Here is a 19212-nt window from a genome sequence, read left to right as displayed (position 1 = left end):
CACCGTCGCCCTCAGAAATTCTTCTTCAGGTCCATGCCCTGATACATCGACGCGACCAGATCGCCGTAGCCGTTGAACATCAGCGTCTTGCGCTTCGGCGTGAAAAAGCCGTCCGCGCCGATGCGCCGCTCGGTCGCCTGGCTCCAGCGCGGATGATCGACGTTCGGGTTCACGTTCGAATAAAAGCCGTACTCGTTCGATGCGTACGTGTTCCAGCTCGTCTTCGGCTGCTTGTCGACGAAGCGAATCTTCACGAGCGACTTCGCGCTCTTGAAGCCGTACTTCCACGGCACGACGATACGCACCGGCGCGCCGTTCTGGTTCGGCAGCACCTGCCCGTAGACGCCCATCGTCAGCAGCGTCAGCGGATTCATCGCCTCATCCATCCGCAGCCCTTCCGAGTACGGCCAGTCGAGCACGGGTGTCGACAGGCCGGGCATCTGCGACGGATCGGCCAGCGTGATGAATTGCACGTATTTCGCGTTGCCGGTCGGCTGCACCCGCTTGATCAGCTCGGACAGCGGCACGCCGATCCAAGGGATCACCATCGACCATCCCTCGACGCAACGCAACCGGTACACGCGCTCCTCGAGCGGCGCGAGCTTCAGCAATTCGTCGAGATCGAACACCTTCGGATGCAGCACCTCGCCCTCGACGCTCACGCGCCACGGGCGCGGCCGCAGCGTGCCTGCGTTCTGCGCGGGGTCACTCTTGTCGGTGCCGAATTCGTAGAAGTTGTTGTAGGACGTGATGTCCTTGAACGGCGTCACCTTGTCGGCCGCGACGAATTTCGGGTTCGTTTTCGCCGCGAGCTTCGCGGCCCGCGCGTCGGGTGACGCATAGGCGGCAAATGCTGCACCGCTGCCGCCGAGCAGCCCGCCCGCCGCCGCGAGGCCGGCCGCCTGCAACACGCGCCGCCGGTTCTCGAAGACCGTGCGCGGCGTGATTTCGCCTGGCGCAATATCACCGCCGGTCAGTACGTTTAGCAAAGGGCGTTTGATCCACATCGTGCTGCTCCTCCTGCCTGCGCCGCGCGCAGCTTCATGAGCGTTCGACCCGACCCGTCTTGCGCCGTTCGACGCCCGGACCGCCCGCCCGTTCCAAAAGAAAACCGCCGGGCACACAGTGCACCGGCGGTCTCATAGTCGGACGAGCAGCGGAAATCTTACAGCTTGCCGTAGCTGTGCAGCCCGGACAGGAACATGTTGACACCGAGGAACGCGAAGGTCGTCACAAGCAGCCCCGTGAGCGCCCACCATGCGGCCACCGTGCCGCGCAGGCCCTTCATCAGGCGCATGTGCAGCCACGCCGCATAGTTGAGCCACACGATCAGCGCCCAGGTTTCCTTCGGGTCCCAGCTCCAGTAGCCGCCCCATGCCTCCGCCGCCCACAGCGCGCCGAGGATCGTCGCGATCGTGAAGAACGCGAAACCGACCGCGATCGACTTGTACATCACGTCGTCGAGCACTTCGAGCGTCGGCAGGCGATCAGCGAGCACGCCGCGCTCCTTCATCAGGTACGCGACCGACACCATCGCCGACAACGCGAAGCTGCCGTAGCCGATGAAGTTCGCCGGCACGTGGATCTTCATCCACCAGCTCTGCAGCGCCGGCACGAGCGGCTGGATCTGCTGTGCATCGCGCGCGACCGAGTACCACATCAGGAAGCCCACCGCCGCGCTGATCACCAGCAGCACGAACGCGCCGAGCGAACGCGTGCCGTAATGGCCTTCGTAATACAGATACAGCAGCGCGGTGATCAGGCTGAACAGCACGAACACTTCATACAGGTTCGACACCGGAATGTGCCCGACGTCCGCGCCGATCAGGTAGGACTCATACCAGCGCACCATCAGGCCGGTGAAGCCCATCAGCACGGCGACCCACGTGAGCTTCTGGCCGATCGCGGAGCCCGATTCCGAGCGCGCGAGCAAGCCGATCCAGTAGAAGATCGTCGCGAGCACGAACAGCGCGCTCATCCACAGGATCGCCGACTGGCTCGACAGGAAGTACTTGAGGAAGAACGCCGAATCGGCCCGCGCGAGATCGCCCTGGTAGATCTGGATCGACAGCAGCGCCAGCACGGCGATCGACGCCATCATCAGCCGCGCGGGCTTCCAGCGCCAGCCGAGCGTGATGAGCGCCGGCACGGTGCCGATCATCACCGCCTTGTCGTAGTAATCCATGTGCGCGTTGTAGTGCACGAGCGCATAGCCCGCGCCCGCCACGAGCGCCAGTGCGAACAGCCAGTCGAGCAACGACAGCCGTGCGAGAAACGGACGTTCGTCGAACAGCGGCGCCGTAACCGGAACCTGGGCCGACGCCCGATGGGAAGAGGAAACTTGCGTGAGATCCATGATGTTACCGGGTGGAATTCTCGGAATCGGAACCGCCGCCGGCAGGCGGACGGGCCGTCGATGCTGCACCGGCCGGTGCGGCATCGCGAGGTGCTGCGCGCAGGGCGGCACCGGCCGCGTCGCGCGTCTGCACGTATTCTTTCTCGAAATCGAAGGTCTTGCGGGCCGTGGACATTGCCATCACCACATCGACGCCCGAACCGGCGTCCTTCAGCCAGAACCAGAGGCGCCGCTCGCGCACGTAGAACATCGAGAAGATGCCGGCGACCAGCAGCAGGCTGCCAAGATACACCAGATTCTTGCCGGGTGCGCGCGTCAACTGAAATACCGAAGCTTGCACCTGCTTGAATGAGTCAAGCTGCAAATAGACGGGCGATCCATACAAAAAGCTGTCGGATAGCGCATTGATCGCGTTCTGTACGAAGCGGATCGTGTCGGTGCCCTGCTGGGCGGCCGGCTCGCCGGCTCGCTCGCGCGCGATCTGCCAGACCTCCCACATCGAGCCTTCGAGCATCCGCAGCAGCAGGCTCGCGGCCTTCTCCTGCTCGGCCTTGGGCACCGAGCGGTCGATGAACGTCGCCACGGCCTGGAAGCCGCCGATCGGCTGGCCGTCGGCACCGCGGCCGATGCTGTCGTCGCTCGCCGCAAAAAGGGTCAACACCTTCAATGCACTGTCCTGCAGGCGGCTGCGCAGCGATGCATCGGTGCCCGGCAACGAACGCTGCGCGAAGCGCGAGGCGGCTTCGGCACGCACCGACGGATCCTCGAGCGCGGCGCGCAGGTGCATCCAATCGCCGATCGAATCCTGGCTGTCGGCCGGAATCCGCATGTAGCGGAACGGGTCGTTCGGGCTCGCGCGCACGCCGGCGAGGAACACGCGCTCGCCGTTCATGTCGACGGGCAGCATGTAGTTGTTGAATTCGCGCGCCTGACCGTCCTTGCCGCGGATCTTGTACTGCACGGACGGGCCGATGTTGTGGAGCTGCGTCGGCTTCGACGTCTTCGCGCCGGAGCCGAGCCGTTCGTCGAACGCTTCCTTCAGCGAGTTCGTCGTCGCCACACCACGCACGTCCGGCTTGCCGTTCGCGTCGGCCATGTTCTCGACGTTGATCGCGCGGAAATCGGAGAACTCGATCGTGTCACCGTCGTTGCCCGGCATCTGCAGCGGCGCCGAACTGCCGATCGTGCCCTGCACGGGGAAGGTCTTCGCGTTGCCGCCCGTCATCGGGTAGGCCGTCATCTGCATCTGCGAGCCGCCGTCCTGGAAGCTCGACTGGTAGATCGACACGCCCTTGTACGTGAACGGCTTGTTGACCTCGACGCGCGCCGGGATCTTCTGGCCGGTCTCGCGATCGATCACGACGATGTCGCTCGCGAACAGCTTCGGCATACCCGTCGTGTAGTAGTCGACGATGAATTTGTTGAGCTGGATCGAGAACGGCAGGTCCTGGATCAGCGAGCCGCTCGGCTGGTTCAGAATCGCGGTCGACACGAACTGGCCCTCGGGCACCCACGCATAGCCGCGGAACGTCGGGTTCGACGCGGACAGGCGATGGTCGGGCGAGATCTCGCTGATCGTCGCGCTCGTATTGACCGGGCTCTTGCCGAACATCCACATCTGGAATTTGATCGGCAGGTTGCTGTCGAGCAGGCCGCCGATACAGATCACGACGATCGCGAGGTGCGCGGAGATGTAGCCCCACTTGGTCATCGCGCCGCGCTTCGCGGAGATCAGCGTCGCGCCGTCGTTTTCACGCACGACGTGCTTGTAGCCGGCCTTGGTGACGAACGTGGCGAGCGTCGCCGTGACGGTCGCGCGCGTGCCGGAAGCCGTGTACTCGGCCTTGTGGTGGAAAGCCCGCAGGCTGCCTTCGCGAACCTTGTCCTTCCAGCTCTTCGCATCGGCGAGCATCTTCGGCGCGTTGCGGATCACGCACAGCGAGATCGACGTGACGAGGAAGATCAGGATCAGCATGAACCACCACGCGCTGTACACGTTGTACAGGCCGAGCGAGCGGAAGATGTCCGCCCAGAACGGCCCGAACTGGTTCACATAATTCGGATACGGATCATCCTGGGTCAGGACCGTGCCGATGATGCTCGCAATCGACAGCACCACCAGCAGCGCGATCGCGAAGCGCATCGAGCTCAACAGCTCGACCGCGCGCTTCGACGCACCCTGACCCGACTTCGACTGCAACCCCGACGTGGTAACGCTCATTCAAACTCCGACTGACAACAAAAAAGGGCAAGGCGGCCGCACTAGCGCGGCGCCCCACCCTTTTCTTGTTCTGACTCCGGCCGCCCTTCGGGCGACCGGTCATTCCGTTCGCGGCTGACCGCTCAACGCAGGCCCGCGATGTAATCTGCGACGGCCTTGATCTCGTTGTCCGACAGCCGCGTCGCGATCTGATGCATCGCCTCGTTGTTGTTGCGCGCGCCGGCACCCTGCTGGAACGCGGTCAACTGCGCGACCGTGTAATCGGCCCATTGCCCCGACAGACGCGGGTACTGGACCGGGATCCCCTGCCCCGTCGGCCCGTGGCAGCTCGCGCAGGCGGGTACGCCCTTCTCCGCGATGCCGCCGCGATAGATCTTCTGGCCGACCGGCACGGTCGCCGCATCGCGTGCGGTGCCGAGCTTCGTCGTCTGCGACCCATAGTACGCGGCGACGTTACGCATGTCGTCCGCGCTCAGCGCGCTCGCGAATCCGACCATCACCGCGTTGGTACGGACCGGCCCTTTCGCGCCCGGCTGCGCCTTGAAATCGTTCAACTGCTTGACCAGATATTCGGGATGCTGGCCGGCAAGCTTCGGGAAACTGCCCGACGCGCTGTTGCCGTCGGCGCCGTGACACGACGCGCAAACCTGCCCGGCAATCGCCTTGCCGCGGTCGAGATCCGGCTTTGCCGCATCCGCCGCGTTTGCCTCCGCTACGAAACCTACGAACCCTGCTGCAACCTGAAGCACCATCAGAGACTTGCACAGTCGATTCATTCGCACACCCTGTTTCGTCTTGTGGGAATTTGAGGTTCTGCAAAAAACGACGGCGTTCAGTCTACCGCAGAAGCCACATAAAAGCGCGAGGCAGGCGCCCGGTGGCCTTCGGTAAAACCGCCGTATTGTACAATATCGTGTTGAAAGCTCCCGCGCCTATCGGGGCTACCCCGCCTCCACCAAGCGGCTTGCGCCGCCCGTCCTTCCGGTTCCCATGGCCTTTTTGCTCCATCAAGCCCGCTTCTACACGACCGTCAACCATCTGCGCGACCTGCCGCCGACGGTTCAGCCGGAAATCGCGTTCGCGGGCCGCTCGAATGCCGGCAAGTCGACGGCGATCAACGTGCTGTGCAACCAGAAGCGGCTCGCCTTCGCGTCGAAGACGCCCGGCCGCACGCAGCATATCAACTACTTCTCCGTCGGCCCGGCCGCCGAGCCCGTCGCGAATCTCGTCGACCTGCCCGGCTACGGCTACGCGGAAGTGCCCGGTGCCGCCAAGGCCCACTGGGAAATGCTGCTGTCGTCCTACCTCGCGACCCGCTCGCAGCTTTGCGGCCTGATCCTGATGATGGATTCGCGCCGTCCGCTGACCGACCTCGATCGCCGCATGATCGAGTGGTTCACGCCGACCGGCAAGCCGATCCACACGCTGCTGACGAAGTGCGACAAATTGACGCGGCAGGAAAGCATCAACGCGCTGCGGACCACGCAAAAGGGGCTCGATGCGTATCGTGACCAGGGCGTCCAGGGCAAGCTGACGGTCCAGCTGTTCTCCGCGCTGAAGCGCACGGGGCTCGACGAGGCGCACGAGCTGATCGAGAGCTGGCTGCGGCCGTCCGTCGCCGACGAAGAAAGCGCGCCTGTAGCACAATGATCGGGCAACGCGCGGCCGGGATCGGCGGCGCGCACCTGACGGCGCCTGCGGATTCGGCCGGCTCATAAAAAAACCCGCCGTTGAACGGCGGGTCAAACAGCCTAATCGAAAAACGACAGGCACCCGCTCAGGGAGGAGAAGCGGGGAGCTGCACGCGACGCGTGCCGCTCGATCGCTATCATATACCAACGCTCCCAAAAATGACCGAAGGGTTCCGTAAGGTCCTTCTTGCCCTGATTTCTACCCAATCGCCATGAGCTTCCATCCGCTTCATCGTCCGCGCCGGATGCGCCGCGACGACTTCTCCCGGCGCCTGATGCGCGAAAACCGCCTGACTACCGACGACCTGATCTATCCGGTATTCGTCGTCGAAGGCACCAACGAACGGCAGCCGGTGCCGTCGATGCCGGGCGTCGAGCGCGTGTCCGTCGATCTGCTGATGCATGTCGCCGAGCAATGCGTCGAACTCGGCGTGCCCGTGCTGTCGCTGTTCCCGGCGATCGAGCCGTCGGTGAAAACGCCTGACGGCCGCGAGGCAGCCAATCCGGAAGGCCTGATCCCGCGCGCGGTGCGCGAGCTGAAGAAGCGCTTCCCCGAACTCGGCGTGCTGACCGACGTCGCACTCGATCCGTACACGAGCCACGGCCAGGACGGCGTGCTCGACGAAAACGGCTACGTGATCAACGACGACACGATCGAGATCCTGATCGATCAGGCGCGCGCGCAGGCGGAAGCCGGCGTCGACATCGTCGCGCCGTCGGACATGATGGACGGCCGTATCGGCGCAATCCGCGAGATGCTGGAAAGCGACGGCCATATCCATACGCGAATCATGGCCTATTCGGCCAAGTTCGCATCGGCGTTCTACGGCCCGTTCCGTGACGCGGTCGGCTCGGCGTCCAATCTGGGCAAGGGCAACAAGATGACCTACCAGATGGATCCGGCGAACAGCGACGAAGCGCTGCGCGAAGTGCGCCTCGACATCGACGAAGGCGCCGACATGGTGATGGTCAAGCCCGGCATGCCGTACCTCGACATCGTGCGCCGCGTGAAGGACGAGTTCCGCTTCCCGACCTACGTGTACCAGGTGAGCGGCGAATACGCGATGCTGAAGGCTGCCGCGATGAACGGCTGGCTCGACCACGACAAGGTCGTGCTCGAATCGCTGCTAGCGTTCAAGCGTGCGGGCGCCGACGGCGTGCTCACGTACTTCGCACTCGACGCCGCGCGTCTGCTGAAAGCGCAACGCTAAGCCGCGCGCCGGCAGGCACCAGGAAAAACGGCGGGACACTTCGGTGTCCCGCCGTTTTTTGTTTGCCGTCGATCAGGGCCGCCTGCCCTTGTCGATTGTCGGCTCATGCCACGCGAGCGTGCCTGCTCGCCACCGGCACGCCCCCGACACGCAGGGTCATACCGTCGGTACCGCCGCGCGATCGAGGCTGCGCAGGAACGTCTCGGCCGCCTGATAACCGACCACACGACCGATTTCGTTACCGTTGCGATCGAAAAAGATGATGCCCGGTGGCCCGAACAGGTTGAAGCGCTTGAGCAGCGCCTGGTCGTCCGGATTGTTCGCGGTGACGTCCGCACGTACCAGGTGAAGCTGCGCGAGCCGCGCCTGCACGCGAGAATCGGTAAACGTCAGATGCTCCATCTCCTTGCAGCTCACGCACCAGTCCGCGTAGAAGTCGAGCATCACGGGCTGGCCCGACGTCTTCAGCAGCGCGTCGAGTTCGCCGCTCGAGCGCACCGAAGCGAATGCGGGCCCCTGCTGCCCGGCAGCCGCACCGGCTGCCGACACATCGCCCGACGCAACGGTACGCGCCGCGAGGATGGCCAGCGGCTTCACGGGGTCGTTGGAGCCCGCCGCGAGACCGACGAGCAGCGTCGCCGCCCAGATTGCGAGCGCGGCACCAAGGCCACGGCCGAGGCGGCGCCAGATCGGCGCGGCGCCGGCATTCGGCGTGAACAGGCCGAGCGCCGCGGCCGCGATAAGCAGCCACAAGGCAGCGAGCACCATCTTCAGGCCACCGGCAAGCACCGGCCACACGATCCACAGCGCGGCCGCGAGCAGCACGATGCCGAAGAACACCTTCACGCCATCCATCCACGCACCTGCGCGCGGCAGCACCGTGCCGGCACCGACGCCGACGACCAGCAGCGGCACGCCAAGCCCCAGCCCCATCGCGAACAGCGCGGCACCGCCGAGCAGCGCATTGCCGGTATGCGCGATGAAGGCGAGCACCGCGAACAGCGGCGCCGTCATGCATGCGCCGACGACCAGCGCCGACAATGCACCCATCGCCGCGACCGCGACGAAGTGGCCGCCCTGGCGCGCGCTCGATTTCTCGGCCGCGCCGTTCTGCCAGCGCTCGGGAAGTGCAATGTCCTTGCCCGAAATCAGCGAAACGGCGAATGCGGTAAGCAGCACGCCGAACGCGCCGAGCACCCACGGGTTCTGCAGCCACGCGCCGAGGCTCTGGCCGACCAGCGCCGCGGCGATGCCGAGCACCGTATAAACCAGCGCCATGCCGACCACATAGGTCAGCGACAGCGCGAAGCCGCGCGCATGCGTCGCGCGCGTGCCCTGGCCGATGATGATCGCCGACACGATCGGGATCATCGGGTACGAACACGGCAGGAGGCTCAGCACGACGCCGGCGACGAAATACAGTGCGACGATCGTGAAGAAGCCATGCCCTTCGAGCAGCGACTGCGCGAAATCGGCGCTCGTGACCTTGTCGAACCAACTGCCCGCGGCAGCCGCATCGCCAGACGACGAGGCGGCACCCAGCGCGGCACCGTCGACCTTCACGAGGTGCTCGGCCGGCGGATAGCAGATGCCCTCGTCCGCACACCCCTGCGACGTCACCGCAAGCTCGAACGGCCCCGACGCCTGCTTGACGGGCACGTGAACGACGACTTCATCACGGTAGGTCTCGACGTTCTTCTGGAACGTCTGGTCGAACTTCACGTGGCCGGCCGGGAATTGCGGCTCGCCGAGCGTCGCCTGCCCGCTCTTCACCGCGAACGCGAACCGCTCACGGTACAGGTAATAACCGTTGGCAACCTTGAAGCGGACGTCCACCTGCCCCGGCGATTCGCTCGCGCTGAACTTGAACGCGACCGACGGATCGAGGAAATCGTCGGCCGCGCGCGCGACCGACAGGCCGCCCAGCACGAGCATGAACGACAACAGGACTGCGAGGAACCGCAGCGCGCGCACGCGCACGGGAAGCGCCATACCGTTAAACATGAAATAGACGTTGAGTTTCGCTGGTCACCCATTGGCCGTACGCGGCCGATGCCGTCGCCTGCCACGAGACGATTTCGGGCGTCTCGTAAGGATGATGCGCAAGGATAAATCGCTCCAGTTCGAGCGCCCGCACGGGGCTCGTCTTGAACAACAACTGGATCTCGTCGGCCGTTTCGACCTTGCCTTGCCAGTGGTAGCGCGACTTGATCGCACCGAGCTCCGACACACACGCGGCAAGCCGCGCGTCGAGCGCACCGTCGGAAAGCGCTTTGGCAGTCGCGGCATCGGGCACCGTCGTCAGCATCAGCACCACTATCATCCGCGCCCTCCTGGCTGGTCTATCGGCACCTGCCGGCACGGATTGCCCACCTGGGCACGCGCCGGCTGCCCCGTATCGTAGCGCAGCCCGCGCAACCCTGCCGGCACCGCCCTGCGACAATCGATCGCAGCCGACGCTTCAAAAACAAAAAGGGCCAAGCAATTGCTCGGCCCCTTTCAGATACTGCTGCGTACCGGAAGCTTACTCAGCTTCTTGCACGTTTTCCGTTTCGTCGACTTCCGGACGATCGAGCAGCTCGACCAGTGCCATCGGTGCGTTGTCGCCGACGCGGAAGCCGAACTTCAGCACGCGCAGGTAGCCGCCCGGACGGTTCGCGAAACGCGGACCGAGCACGTCGAACAGCTTCGCCACCGAGTCACGATCGCGCAGGCGGTTGAACGCCAGGCGACGGTTTGCCAGCGACGGCTTCTTGCCGAGCGTGATCAGCGGCTCGACGACTTTACGGAGTTCCTTCGCCTTCGGCAGCGTCGTCTTGATGACTTCGTGCTCGATCAGCGAGTTGGACATGTTACGGAGCATAGCCAGACGGTGGCTGCTCGTGCGGTTCAGTTTCCGCAGACCATGACGATGGCGCATTTCAGTTTCCTTGATTCAAAGTTTTGGTCCAGCTCTTCTATCGCACCTCGAAGGGTGCACGGGCCGGTAACGAAAAAAAGCAAGATGCGGATTTTAAAGGAAAATCCGCATCTTTGCCAACTACAGCAACAGCCGGGCTACAAGCGGGTTTACTTGTCGAGACCAGCCGGCGGCCAGTTCTCGAGCTTCATGCCCAGCGTGAGACCGCGCGAAGCGAGCACTTCCTTGATCTCGTTGAGCGACTTGCGACCGAGGTTCGGCGTCTTCAGCAGCTCGTTTTCCGTGCGCTGGATCAGGTCGCCGATGTAGTAGATGTTCTCGGCCTTCAGGCAGTTCGCCGAACGAACCGTCAGCTCGAGATCGTCCACCGGACGCAGCAGGATCGGATCGATCTGCGGTGCACGCGACGGCGCTTCGGCTGCCGTTTCCGTGCCTTCCAGCGCCGCGAACACGGACAGCTGGTCGACCAGGATGCGGGCCGATTGACGGATCGCTTCTTCCGGCGTGATCACACCGCTCGTCTCGATGTTCATGACAAGCTTGTCGAGGTCGGTACGCTGCTCGACACGTGCGCTTTCCACAGCGTAGCTCACACGGCGAACCGGCGAGAACGATGCGTCGAGGACGATGCGGCCGATGATCTTGGCCGTGTCTTCGCCGTAGCGACGGACGTTGCCGGGCACATAGCCGCGACCCTTTTCGATCTTGATCTGAACGTCGAGCTTGCCGCCCTTCGACAGGTGCGCAATCACGTGATTCGGGTTGATGACTTCGCAGTCGTGAGCCAGCTCGATATCGCCGGCCGTGACAACGCCTTCACCTTCCTTGCGCAGCGTAACCGTCACTTCGTCACGGTTATGCAGCTTGAACACCACGCCCTTCAGGTTCAGCAGCAGGTTGACGACGTCTTCCTGCACGCCATCCAGCGTCGAGTACTCGTGCACCACGCCCGCGATCGTCACTTCGGTCGGCGCGTAGCCAACCATCGACGACAGCAGCACGCGGCGAAGCGCATTGCCCAAGGTATGGCCGTAACCGCGTTCGAACGGTTCCATGACCACCCTCGCGTGGTTCTCGCCCAGCGATTCCACGGCGATGATCTTGGGTTTCAGCAAACTGGTTTGCATGGGCTTTCCTTTTCAATACCCTCGGCTCGTTACACCGATAAGGCTGACCGGTAACAACCAGAAAATAAACAGCCGAGGCCCCTCCTTGCGCAACGCAATCGGGGTACCTCGGCCGTCAATCGGATTAACGCGAATACAATTCGACGATCAGGCTTTCGTTGATGTCGCCTGCGATGTCAGCGCGTTCCGGCATTTGCTTGAACGTGCCTTCGAACTTCTTCGCATCGACTGCAACCCAGCTCGGCATGCCGCCTTGCTCGGCCAGCGACAGCGCTTCGACGATACGCGCTTGCTTCTTCGCCTTTTCGCGGATCGCGACGACGTCACCCGACTTCACTTGCTGCGACGGGACGTTCGCGACGACGCCGTTCACGGTGATCGACTTGTGGCTCACCAGCTGACGCGCTTCAGCGCGGGTCGAGCCGAAGCCCATGCGATACACGACGTTGTCGAGGCGCGACTCGAGCAGTTGCAGCAGGTTTTCACCCGTGTTGCCCTTGCGGCGGTCGGCTTCAGCGAAGTAGCGGCGGAACTGACGCTCCAGCACGCCGTAGATGCGCTTGACCTTCTGCTTTTCGCGCAGCTGCGTACCGTAGTCGGACGTACGTGCGCCCGAGGTACGGCCGTGCTGACCCGGCTTGCTGTCGAGCTTGCACTTGTCGGCGAGCGAGCGGCGCGCGCTCTTCAGGAACAGGTCGGTGCCTTCACGGCGGGACAGCTTGGCTTTGGGGCCGATATAACGTGCCACTTTGCATTCCTTTATCAATCAGTCACGCGGATCGAAATCCGCGCTAGTCCGCTCCCTTTGGGGCGAACGGTGGGCTTAGTCAATCAAAAAAGCAACGCCCGTCGACGCTAAGCGGCGACAGGCAATGTGCTAGCACGAACGTGCCAGCACATCTTTAGATACGACGACGCTTCGGCGGACGGCAGCCGTTGTGCGGAATCGGGGTGACGTCCGAAATCGCGGTGATCTTGATGCCGAGGCCGTGCAGTGCGCGCACTGCCGACTCACGACCCGGGCCCGGGCCCTTGATCCGCACTTCCAGATTCTTCACGCCGTATTCCATCGCGACGCGGCCAGCCGACTCGGCTGCGACCTGGGCAGCGAACGGCGTCGATTTGCGCGAGCCCTTGAAGCCCTGACCGCCCGACGTCGCCCATGCCAGTGCGTTACCTTGGCGATCGGTGATCGTGATGATCGTGTTGTTGAACGACGCGTGAACGTGAACCACGCCTTCAGCGACGTTCTTCTTAACCTTCTTGCGAACGCGTTGCGCCGCGGTGTTCGAAGCCTTAGCCATTACGTTTTCCTGTAACTGTCAGTTCCGCTTACTTCTTCAGCGCTTGCGCTGCACGACGCGGACCCTTACGGGTACGTGCGTTCGTACGCGTACGCTGACCGCGCATCGGCAGGCCCTTGCGATGACGGACGCCACGGTAGCAACCGAGGTCCATCAGGCGCTTGATGTTCATCGTCACTTCACGGCGCAGATCGCCTTCGACGACAAACTTGCCCACTTCTTCACGCAGCTTTTCCAGGTCTGCGTCGGTCAGATCCTTGACCTTCTTCGAAAAATCGACGCCAGCTGCCACGCAGATGCTGCGCGAACGGGTGCGGCCGACACCAAAGATAGCCGTCAGGCCAATCTCGGTGTGCTGGTGATTCGGGATGTTAACCCCTGCGATACGAGCCATTGTTTTTCCTCAAACAAAAAGCGCAAACAAACGCGCGGTCAGCCTTGGCGCTGCTTGTGGCGCGGATCCGAGCTGCAGATCACGCGAACGACGCCCTTGCGCTTGATGATCTTGCAATTGCGGCAAATGCGCTTAACCGATGCCATCACTTTCATGATAATACCCTTTTTTCAAATCACTTCGCCCGGAACACGATCCGCGCACGAGACAGATCGTAAGGCGTCAACTCAACCGTCACCTTGTCGCCCGGGAGAATGCGGATGTAGTGCATCCGCATCTTTCCGGAAATATGCCCCAATACGACATGGCCGTTTTCCAGCTTCACACGGAAGGTCGCATTCGGGAGGTTTTCGATCACCTCACCCTGCATCTGGATTACATCGTCTTTGGCCATAGTCCTATTTAACGCATCGGGATGTTGCCGCCCTTGAAGTTCGCCTTCTTGAGCAGTGACTCATACTGTTGCGACATAACGTACGACTGCACCTGCGCCATAAAGTCCATCGTGACGACGACAATGATCAGCAGCGACGTTCCACCAAAATAAAACGGCACGTTCCAGCGCAGCACCAGGAATTCCGGCAGCAGACACACGAAGACGATGTAGATCGCACCGGCCAGCGTCAGACGCGTGAGGATGCGGTCGATATATCGTGCGGTCTGATCGCCCGGACGGATGCCCGGAACAAACGCGCCGCTCTTCTTCAGGTTGTCTGCGGTTTCCCTGCTGTTGAACACCAGTGCGGTGTAGAAGAAGCAGAAAAACACGATCGCCAGCGTGTACAGCAGCACATAGACCGGCTGGCCCGGCTTCAGCGCTTCCGCTACGTTATGCAACGTATTGGAAATCCAGCTTCCCGTCGGCTGACCGGTACTGAACCAGCCGAGAATCGTTGCCGGGAACAGAATGATCGACGATGCGAAGATCGGCGGAATCACACCCGACATGTTCAACTTCAGCGGCAGATGCGACGACTGCCCACCGTAGATCTTGTTGCCGACCTGGCGTTTCGCGTAGTTCACGAGGATCTTGCGCTGACCGCGTTCGATGAACACGACCAGGTAAGTCACCGCGGCAATCAGAACGACGATGATGATCGCCGAAATGATGCTCATCGAACCCGTACGCACCAGCTCGAACAACCCACCGACGGCATTCGGGAACCCTGCTGCGATCCCGCCGAAGATGATGATCGAGATACCGTTGCCCAGACCACGCTCGGTAATCTGCTCGCCGAGCCACATCAGGAACATCGTGCCCGTAACCAGCGTCACGACCGTCGTCAGACGGAACAGCATGCCGGGATCAGTGACGAGGCCTGGCTGGTTTTCCAGCGCAGCCGCGATACCGAAAGCCTGGAAGGTCGCGAGCACCACGGTGAAATACCGCGTGTACTGCGTGATCTTCCGTTGCCCTGCCTGCCCTTCCTTCTTCAGCGCCTCGAGCTGCGGCGATACGATTGCCAGCAACTGCATGATGATCGACGCCGAGATGTACGGCATGATCCCCAGCGCAAAGATCGTGAAGCGGGAAAGTGCGCCACCCGAGAACATGTTGAACATGCCCAGGATGCCACCCGCCTGGCTCTGGAACAGCTTAGCCAGTTGATCCGGATCGATGCCCGGCACGGGAATGTGCGCGCCGATGCGATAGACGATCAGCGCCAGGAGCAGGAACATCGCTCGCCGACGCAGATCGCCGAATTTCGCCGTGCTTCGACCGGGTTTTGCAAGACTCGGGCTGTTAGCCAAGTACCTTCTCCGATGAATGCAAGTGACGACGCGCTACGCGTGTCACTCGGCGAACGAACCGCCAGCCGCTTCGATCGCAGCGCGCGCACCCTTGGTGGCACCGAGACCCTTCACGACGATCTTGCGCTTCAGTTCGCCCGTCGCGATGATCTTTGCGCTCTTCGTCAGCTCGCCGACCAGGCCGGCTTGCTTCAGTGCGAGCAGATCGATCTCATCGACCGGCAGCTTCTCGAGGTCGCCCAGACGCACTTCACCGACGAATTCCTTCGTCAGCGACGTGAAGCCGCGCTTCGGCAGACGACGTTGCAGCGGCATCTGACCGCCTTCGAAACCGACTTTGTGGAAGCCGCCCGAACGCGATTTCTGACCCTTGTGACCACGGCCAGCCGTCTTGCCGAGGCCCGAACCGATGCCACGGCCGACGCGACGCTTGGCGTGCTTGGCGCCAGCTGCCGGCTTCAGGTTATTCAATTCCATATCAACTCCTTGATCCGTAGGGCCGCTTACGCGATGACCTTAACGAGGTACGAGACCTTGTTGATCATGCCGCGGACCGCCGGCGTGTCCTGAAGCTCGCTGACCGAGTTGAGTCGGCGCAGGCCCAGGCCACGCACGGTCGCGCGGTGCGATTCGCGGGTCCCGATCAGGCTCTTAACGAGCTGAACCTTGACAGTTTTTTCAGACATGGTGACCACCCGGGCTTAGCCCAAAATATCTTCGACGGACTTGCCGCGCTTCGCCGCGATGTCTGCCGGGGTGGACTGCTTACGCAGGCCGTCCAGCGTGGCGCGAACGAGGTTGTACGGGTTCGTCGAACCGTGGCTCTTCGCCACGACGTTCTGAACGCCCATCACGTCGAACACTGCGCGCATCGGGCCGCCGGCGATCACGCCCGTACCTGCCTTCGCCGGGGCGAGGAGGACAGCCGATGCGCCGTGCTTGCCGTGCACTTCGTGTTGCAGCGTGCCGTTCTTGAGCGGCACCTTGAACATGTTGCGGCGAGCTTGTTCCATTGCCTTCTGGACAGCGACCGGCACTTCCTTCGCCTTGCCCTTGCCCATACCGATGCGGCCATCACCATCGCCGACCACGGTCAGTGCGGCGAAGCCGAGAATACGGCCACCCTTCACGACCTTGGTCACGCGGTTGACCGAAATCATCTTTTCACGAAGGCCGTCGTCGCGCTCGTCAGCCTGAACTTTCGCTTGCATCTTTGCCATGACGAATTCCTTCCTTAGAACTTGAGCCCAGCTTCGCGAGCTGCCTCAGCCAGCGCTTTCACGCGGCCGTGGTAGCGGAAGCCCGAGCGGTCGAAGGCGACGGATTCGATGCCGGCGGCCTTTGCCTTCTCGGCAATACGCTTGCCGATCAGCGTCGCGGCGTTAACGTTGCCGCCCTTGCCCGACTTGTCGGCGAGCTCGGCGCGCACTTCTGCCTCGAGCGTCGACGCGCTGGCGAGCACCTTGGTGCCGCACGGCGAGAACACTTGAGCGTAGATGTGCGTGTTCGTGCGATGCACGGCGAGACGCGCGACCTGCAGCTCAGCGATCTTGATACGCGTCTGGCGAGCGCGGCGCAGGCGAGATTGAGTCTTATCCATGATTGCGCACCCTTACTTCTTCTTCGTTTCTTTGAGGATCACAACCTCGTCGGCATAGCGCACGCCCTTGCCCTTGTAGGGCTCCGGCGGACGGTAACCGCGAACTTCCGCAGCTACTTGACCGACTTGTTGCTTGTTGATCCCCTTGATCACGATTTCGGTTTGCGTCGGGGTTTCTGCCTTGACGCCTTCCGGCATCTGGTGCACCACCGGGTGCGAGAAACCCAGCGACAGGTTCAGCTTGTCGCCTTGCGCTTGCGCACGATAACCGACGCCAACCAGCGTCAGCTTGCGCTCGAAACCCTTGGTCACGCCGTGCACGGCATTCGCGATAATCGCGCGCATCGTGCCCGACAGTGCATTTGCTTCGCGGCTTTCGTCCACCGGCGACAGGTTCAGCGTGCCGTCGTTGTTCGCCACGTTCACGAGCGGATTGATCGCTTGCGTGATGGTGCCCAGCGGGCCCTTGACGGTGATTGCACCGTCGGCCAGCTTGACTTCCGCGCCTTGCAGCGCGATCGGGCTCTTACCTACTCGAGACATGTTTCTCTCTCCTCGGCTTTAAGCGACGTAGCAGATGACTTCGCCGCCGACGCCGGTAGCGCGCGCCTTGCGGTCGGTCATCACGCCCTTGGGCGTCGACACGATTGCCACGCCGAGGCCATTCATGACCTGCGGAATGTCGTTACGACCGCGGTAGACGCGCAGGCCAGGCTTCGACACGCGCTCGAGGCGTTCGATGACCGGACGGCCAGCGTAGTACTTCAGCGCGATATTCAGTTCGGACTTCGCACCTTCCGCCTTCACGGCGAAATCGTCGATATAACCTTCGTCCTTCAGGACTTGCGCGATTGCAACCTTGACCTTCGACGAGGGCATCGCGACCGATACCTTCTCGACCATCTGCGCGTTGCGGATGCGAGTCAGCATATCGGCGATAGGATCACTCATGCTCATTTACGTTTCTCCTATTACCAGCTCGCCTTGGTCAGGCCAGGAATCTCGCCACGGAATGCGATTTCACGAATCTTGTTACGCGCGAGGCCGAATTTACGGAACGTGCCACGCGGGCGGCCCGTGATCGCGCAGCGGTTACGCTGGCGGGTCGGGTTTGCGTTGCGGGGCAGTTGCTGCAGCTCCAGGCGTGCTTCGTAGCGCTCTTCTTCCGACTTGCTTTGGTCTTCGACGATCGCCTTCAGCGCATCGCGCTTTGCTGCGAACTTCGCGACCAGGCGGGCGCGCTTCTTTTCACGTTCGATCAGTGCCAGTTTAGCCACGGTAACCTCAGTTTCTGAACGGGAACTTGAAGCTGGCGAGCAGAGCCTTTGCTTCGTCGTCGGTCTTCGCAGTCGTCGTGATGCTGATGTTCAGCCCACGCAGTGCGTCGATCTTGTCGTAATCGATTTCGGGGAAAATGATCTGCTCTTTCACACCGATGTTGTAGTTGCCGCGGCCATCGAAGGCACGACCCGACACACCGCGGAAGTCACGCACGCGGGGCAGGGCAACGGTCACGAAACGGTCGAGGAATTCATACATCGCCTGGCCGCGCAGCGTCACCATCGCGCCGATCGGGTAACCCTGGCGGATCTTGAAGCCTGCGATTGCCTTGCGTGCCTTCGTCACGACCGGCTTCTGACCAGCGATCTTCGTGAGGTCGCCAACGGCGTTCTCGATGATCTTCTTGTCAGCGATCGCTTCGCCAAGACCCATGTTCAACGTGATCTTGGTGATACGCGGCACTTCCATGACCGACTTGTAACCGAACTTCTCGATCAGGCCGGGCACAACCTTTTCTTTGTAAAACTCTTGAAAACGAGCCATTTTTTACTCCGCTGCGTCAGGCGCTCAGTACGGCACCGGTCGTCTTCAGGAAGCGAACCTTCTTGCCTTCCTCGACCTTGATGCCAACACGCGACGCCTTGCCATTCGCGTCGACCAGTGCGACGTTCGAAATATGCAGGGGCATCGTCTTCGCTTCCACGCCGCCCGTCGTACCCTTCATCGGGTTCGGCTTCACATGCTTCTTGACGAGGTTGATACCTTCAACCGTCACATGTTCAGCACCGACAGCCAGCACGACGCCGCGCTTGCCCTTGTCCTTGCCGGTGACGACGATGACTTCGTCACCCTTGCGAATCTTGTTCATCGCGACTCCTTACAGCACTTCCGGCGCCAGCGAAACGATCTTCATGAATCGTTCGCTACGCAGCTCACGCGTCACCGGCCCGAAGATACGGGTGCCGATCGGCTCGAGCTTGTTATTCAAAAGCACAGCGGCGTTGCCGTCGAACTTGATCAGCGAGCCGTCTTGACGGCGCACGCCCTTGGCGGTGCGGACCACCACGGCGTTGTAAATTTCGCCTTTCTTCACGCGCCCGCGCGGCGTTGCCTCTTTGACGCTCACCTTGATGATGTCGCCAATGCCGGCATAACGACGCTTCGAGCCGCCGAGCACCTTGATGCACAGGACTTCACGTGCACCCGTGTTGTCGGCTACTTCGAGCCGAGATTCGGTCTGGATCATGGTTTGTCTTTCCCAACTTAATCCGGATGCACCACCATGATGCATTCGGTCAGTCTTGGTCCCGTCAGCCAATCGGCTGCTTGGGTTGGAACAGCAGCGACGGCAAACG

The 19212-nt window shown here is 62.3% G+C and carries 26 protein-coding genes; 2 read left to right on the top strand and 24 right to left on the bottom strand.

All coding sequences use genetic code 11. The features are described 5' to 3' along the window. Window positions 1–11: 11 nt before the first annotated feature. The 4 genes from msrP to HAV18_RS38550 all read right to left on the bottom strand — a co-directional run bounded on the left by msrP (window position 12) and on the right by HAV18_RS38550 (window position 5353). Window positions 12–1007 (bottom strand): protein-methionine-sulfoxide reductase catalytic subunit MsrP, encoded by a 996-nt coding sequence (msrP, locus tag HAV18_RS38565; protein WP_166966055.1) that lies wholly within the window; start codon window positions 1005–1007, stop codon window positions 12–14. Window positions 1008–1165: 158 nt separating this feature from the next. Then, window positions 1166–2356 carry a c-type cytochrome biogenesis protein CcsB gene (gene ccsB / locus HAV18_RS38560; RefSeq protein ID WP_166966053.1) on the bottom strand — a complete coding sequence of 397 codons (1191 nt, stop codon included), beginning with the start codon at window positions 2354–2356 and terminating at the stop codon, window positions 1166–1168. Between the two features lie 4 nt (window positions 2357–2360). Then, on the bottom strand, window positions 2361–4577 hold the full coding sequence (locus HAV18_RS38555) for a cytochrome c biogenesis protein ResB (RefSeq protein ID WP_166966051.1): 2217 nt from the start codon (window positions 4575–4577) through the stop codon (window positions 2361–2363). 122 nt (window positions 4578–4699) lie between these two features. Further along, window positions 4700–5353 (bottom strand): cytochrome c, encoded by a 654-nt coding sequence (locus HAV18_RS38550; RefSeq protein WP_166966098.1) that lies wholly within the window; start codon window positions 5351–5353, stop codon window positions 4700–4702. Between the two features lie 214 nt (window positions 5354–5567). On the opposite strand from HAV18_RS38550, the gene yihA reads away from it, so the two are divergent. Both yihA and hemB read left to right on the top strand, forming a co-directional pair. After that, window positions 5568–6227, top strand: a complete 660-nt coding sequence (yihA, locus tag HAV18_RS38545; protein ID WP_166966049.1) for a ribosome biogenesis GTP-binding protein YihA/YsxC — start codon at window positions 5568–5570, stop codon at window positions 6225–6227. 253 nt (window positions 6228–6480) lie between these two features. Continuing rightward, a complete protein-coding gene (gene hemB, locus HAV18_RS38540) occupies window positions 6481–7479 on the top strand; it encodes a porphobilinogen synthase (protein ID WP_021161736.1) in 999 nt (332 codons plus the stop codon). Window positions 7480–7635: 156 nt separating this feature from the next. Here the strand turns inward: hemB and dsbD are convergent, their stop codons facing one another. The 20 genes from dsbD to rplN all read right to left on the bottom strand — a co-directional run bounded on the left by dsbD (window position 7636) and on the right by rplN (window position 19103). Further along, window positions 7636–9483 carry a protein-disulfide reductase DsbD gene (gene dsbD, locus HAV18_RS38535; protein WP_166966047.1) on the bottom strand — a complete coding sequence of 616 codons (1848 nt, stop codon included), beginning with the start codon at window positions 9481–9483 and terminating at the stop codon, window positions 7636–7638. Next, window positions 9476–9802, bottom strand: a complete 327-nt coding sequence (gene cutA / locus HAV18_RS38530) for a divalent-cation tolerance protein CutA (RefSeq protein WP_166966045.1) — start codon at window positions 9800–9802, stop codon at window positions 9476–9478. The genes dsbD and cutA overlap by 8 nt, the downstream gene beginning before the upstream one ends. Window positions 9803–10003: 201 nt before the next feature. Beyond that, a complete protein-coding gene (rplQ, locus tag HAV18_RS38525; protein ID WP_006477175.1) occupies window positions 10004–10399 on the bottom strand; it encodes a 50S ribosomal protein L17 in 396 nt (131 codons plus the stop codon). A 149-nt stretch (window positions 10400–10548) separates the two neighbouring features. After that, on the bottom strand, window positions 10549–11526 hold the full coding sequence (locus HAV18_RS38520; RefSeq protein WP_006477176.1) for a DNA-directed RNA polymerase subunit alpha: 978 nt from the start codon (window positions 11524–11526) through the stop codon (window positions 10549–10551). A 124-nt stretch (window positions 11527–11650) separates the two neighbouring features. After that, window positions 11651–12274: a 30S ribosomal protein S4 gene (gene rpsD, locus HAV18_RS38515; protein WP_166966043.1), complete on the bottom strand. Its 624-nt coding sequence runs from the start codon at window positions 12272–12274 to the stop codon at window positions 11651–11653. Between the two features lie 154 nt (window positions 12275–12428). Beyond that, window positions 12429–12830, bottom strand: coding sequence for a 30S ribosomal protein S11 (gene rpsK, locus HAV18_RS38510; protein WP_004197937.1), 402 nt, complete (start codon window positions 12828–12830; stop codon window positions 12429–12431). A 28-nt stretch (window positions 12831–12858) separates the two neighbouring features. Beyond that, the gene (rpsM, locus tag HAV18_RS38505; RefSeq protein WP_006477178.1) at window positions 12859–13224 is read right to left on the bottom strand and encodes a 30S ribosomal protein S13; all 366 of its coding nucleotides are present in this window, start codon (window positions 13222–13224) and stop codon (window positions 12859–12861) included. 38 nt (window positions 13225–13262) lie between these two features. Beyond that, window positions 13263–13379, bottom strand: coding sequence for a 50S ribosomal protein L36 (gene rpmJ / locus HAV18_RS38500; protein WP_004199844.1), 117 nt, complete (start codon window positions 13377–13379; stop codon window positions 13263–13265). 20 nt (window positions 13380–13399) lie between these two features. Then, entirely contained in the window at window positions 13400–13618 is a 219-nt protein-coding gene (infA, locus tag HAV18_RS38495; protein WP_004521905.1) for a translation initiation factor IF-1, read from the bottom strand. An 8-nt stretch (window positions 13619–13626) separates the two neighbouring features. After that, window positions 13627–14976 (bottom strand): preprotein translocase subunit SecY, encoded by a 1350-nt coding sequence (gene secY / locus HAV18_RS38490; protein ID WP_006482915.1) that lies wholly within the window; start codon window positions 14974–14976, stop codon window positions 13627–13629. 42 nt (window positions 14977–15018) lie between these two features. Further along, window positions 15019–15453 carry a 50S ribosomal protein L15 gene (gene rplO, locus HAV18_RS38485; protein WP_006482880.1) on the bottom strand — a complete coding sequence of 145 codons (435 nt, stop codon included), beginning with the start codon at window positions 15451–15453 and terminating at the stop codon, window positions 15019–15021. A 26-nt stretch (window positions 15454–15479) separates the two neighbouring features. Further along, window positions 15480–15662, bottom strand: a complete 183-nt coding sequence (gene rpmD / locus HAV18_RS38480; RefSeq protein WP_006400644.1) for a 50S ribosomal protein L30 — start codon at window positions 15660–15662, stop codon at window positions 15480–15482. Window positions 15663–15677: 15 nt separating this feature from the next. After that, window positions 15678–16196: a 30S ribosomal protein S5 gene (rpsE, locus tag HAV18_RS38475; protein ID WP_006752931.1), complete on the bottom strand. Its 519-nt coding sequence runs from the start codon at window positions 16194–16196 to the stop codon at window positions 15678–15680. A gap of 14 nt (window positions 16197–16210) precedes the next feature. After that, on the bottom strand, window positions 16211–16576 hold the full coding sequence (rplR, locus tag HAV18_RS38470; RefSeq protein ID WP_006477183.1) for a 50S ribosomal protein L18: 366 nt from the start codon (window positions 16574–16576) through the stop codon (window positions 16211–16213). Window positions 16577–16588: 12 nt separating this feature from the next. Continuing rightward, on the bottom strand, window positions 16589–17119 hold the full coding sequence (gene rplF, locus HAV18_RS38465; protein WP_006477184.1) for a 50S ribosomal protein L6: 531 nt from the start codon (window positions 17117–17119) through the stop codon (window positions 16589–16591). 18 nt (window positions 17120–17137) lie between these two features. Further along, window positions 17138–17533, bottom strand: a complete 396-nt coding sequence (gene rpsH, locus HAV18_RS38460) for a 30S ribosomal protein S8 (protein ID WP_006477185.1) — start codon at window positions 17531–17533, stop codon at window positions 17138–17140. Between the two features lie 14 nt (window positions 17534–17547). Beyond that, window positions 17548–17853 (bottom strand): 30S ribosomal protein S14, encoded by a 306-nt coding sequence (gene rpsN / locus HAV18_RS38455; RefSeq protein ID WP_011350676.1) that lies wholly within the window; start codon window positions 17851–17853, stop codon window positions 17548–17550. Window positions 17854–17860: 7 nt separating this feature from the next. Then, window positions 17861–18400 (bottom strand): 50S ribosomal protein L5, encoded by a 540-nt coding sequence (gene rplE, locus HAV18_RS38450; protein WP_006477186.1) that lies wholly within the window; start codon window positions 18398–18400, stop codon window positions 17861–17863. A gap of 16 nt (window positions 18401–18416) precedes the next feature. Continuing rightward, the gene (rplX, locus tag HAV18_RS38445; protein WP_006477187.1) at window positions 18417–18725 is read right to left on the bottom strand and encodes a 50S ribosomal protein L24; all 309 of its coding nucleotides are present in this window, start codon (window positions 18723–18725) and stop codon (window positions 18417–18419) included. Between the two features lie 9 nt (window positions 18726–18734). Further along, the gene (gene rplN, locus HAV18_RS38440; RefSeq protein ID WP_006482918.1) at window positions 18735–19103 is read right to left on the bottom strand and encodes a 50S ribosomal protein L14; all 369 of its coding nucleotides are present in this window, start codon (window positions 19101–19103) and stop codon (window positions 18735–18737) included. Window positions 19104–19212 lie beyond the last annotated feature (109 nt).

This window comes from Burkholderia sp. D-99, assembly GCF_011605345.1.
GTDB lineage: Bacteria > Pseudomonadota > Gammaproteobacteria > Burkholderiales > Burkholderiaceae > Burkholderia.
The sequence above is the reverse complement of the archived record's forward strand: the minus strand, read 5'-3'. Positions and strand labels throughout refer to the sequence as shown.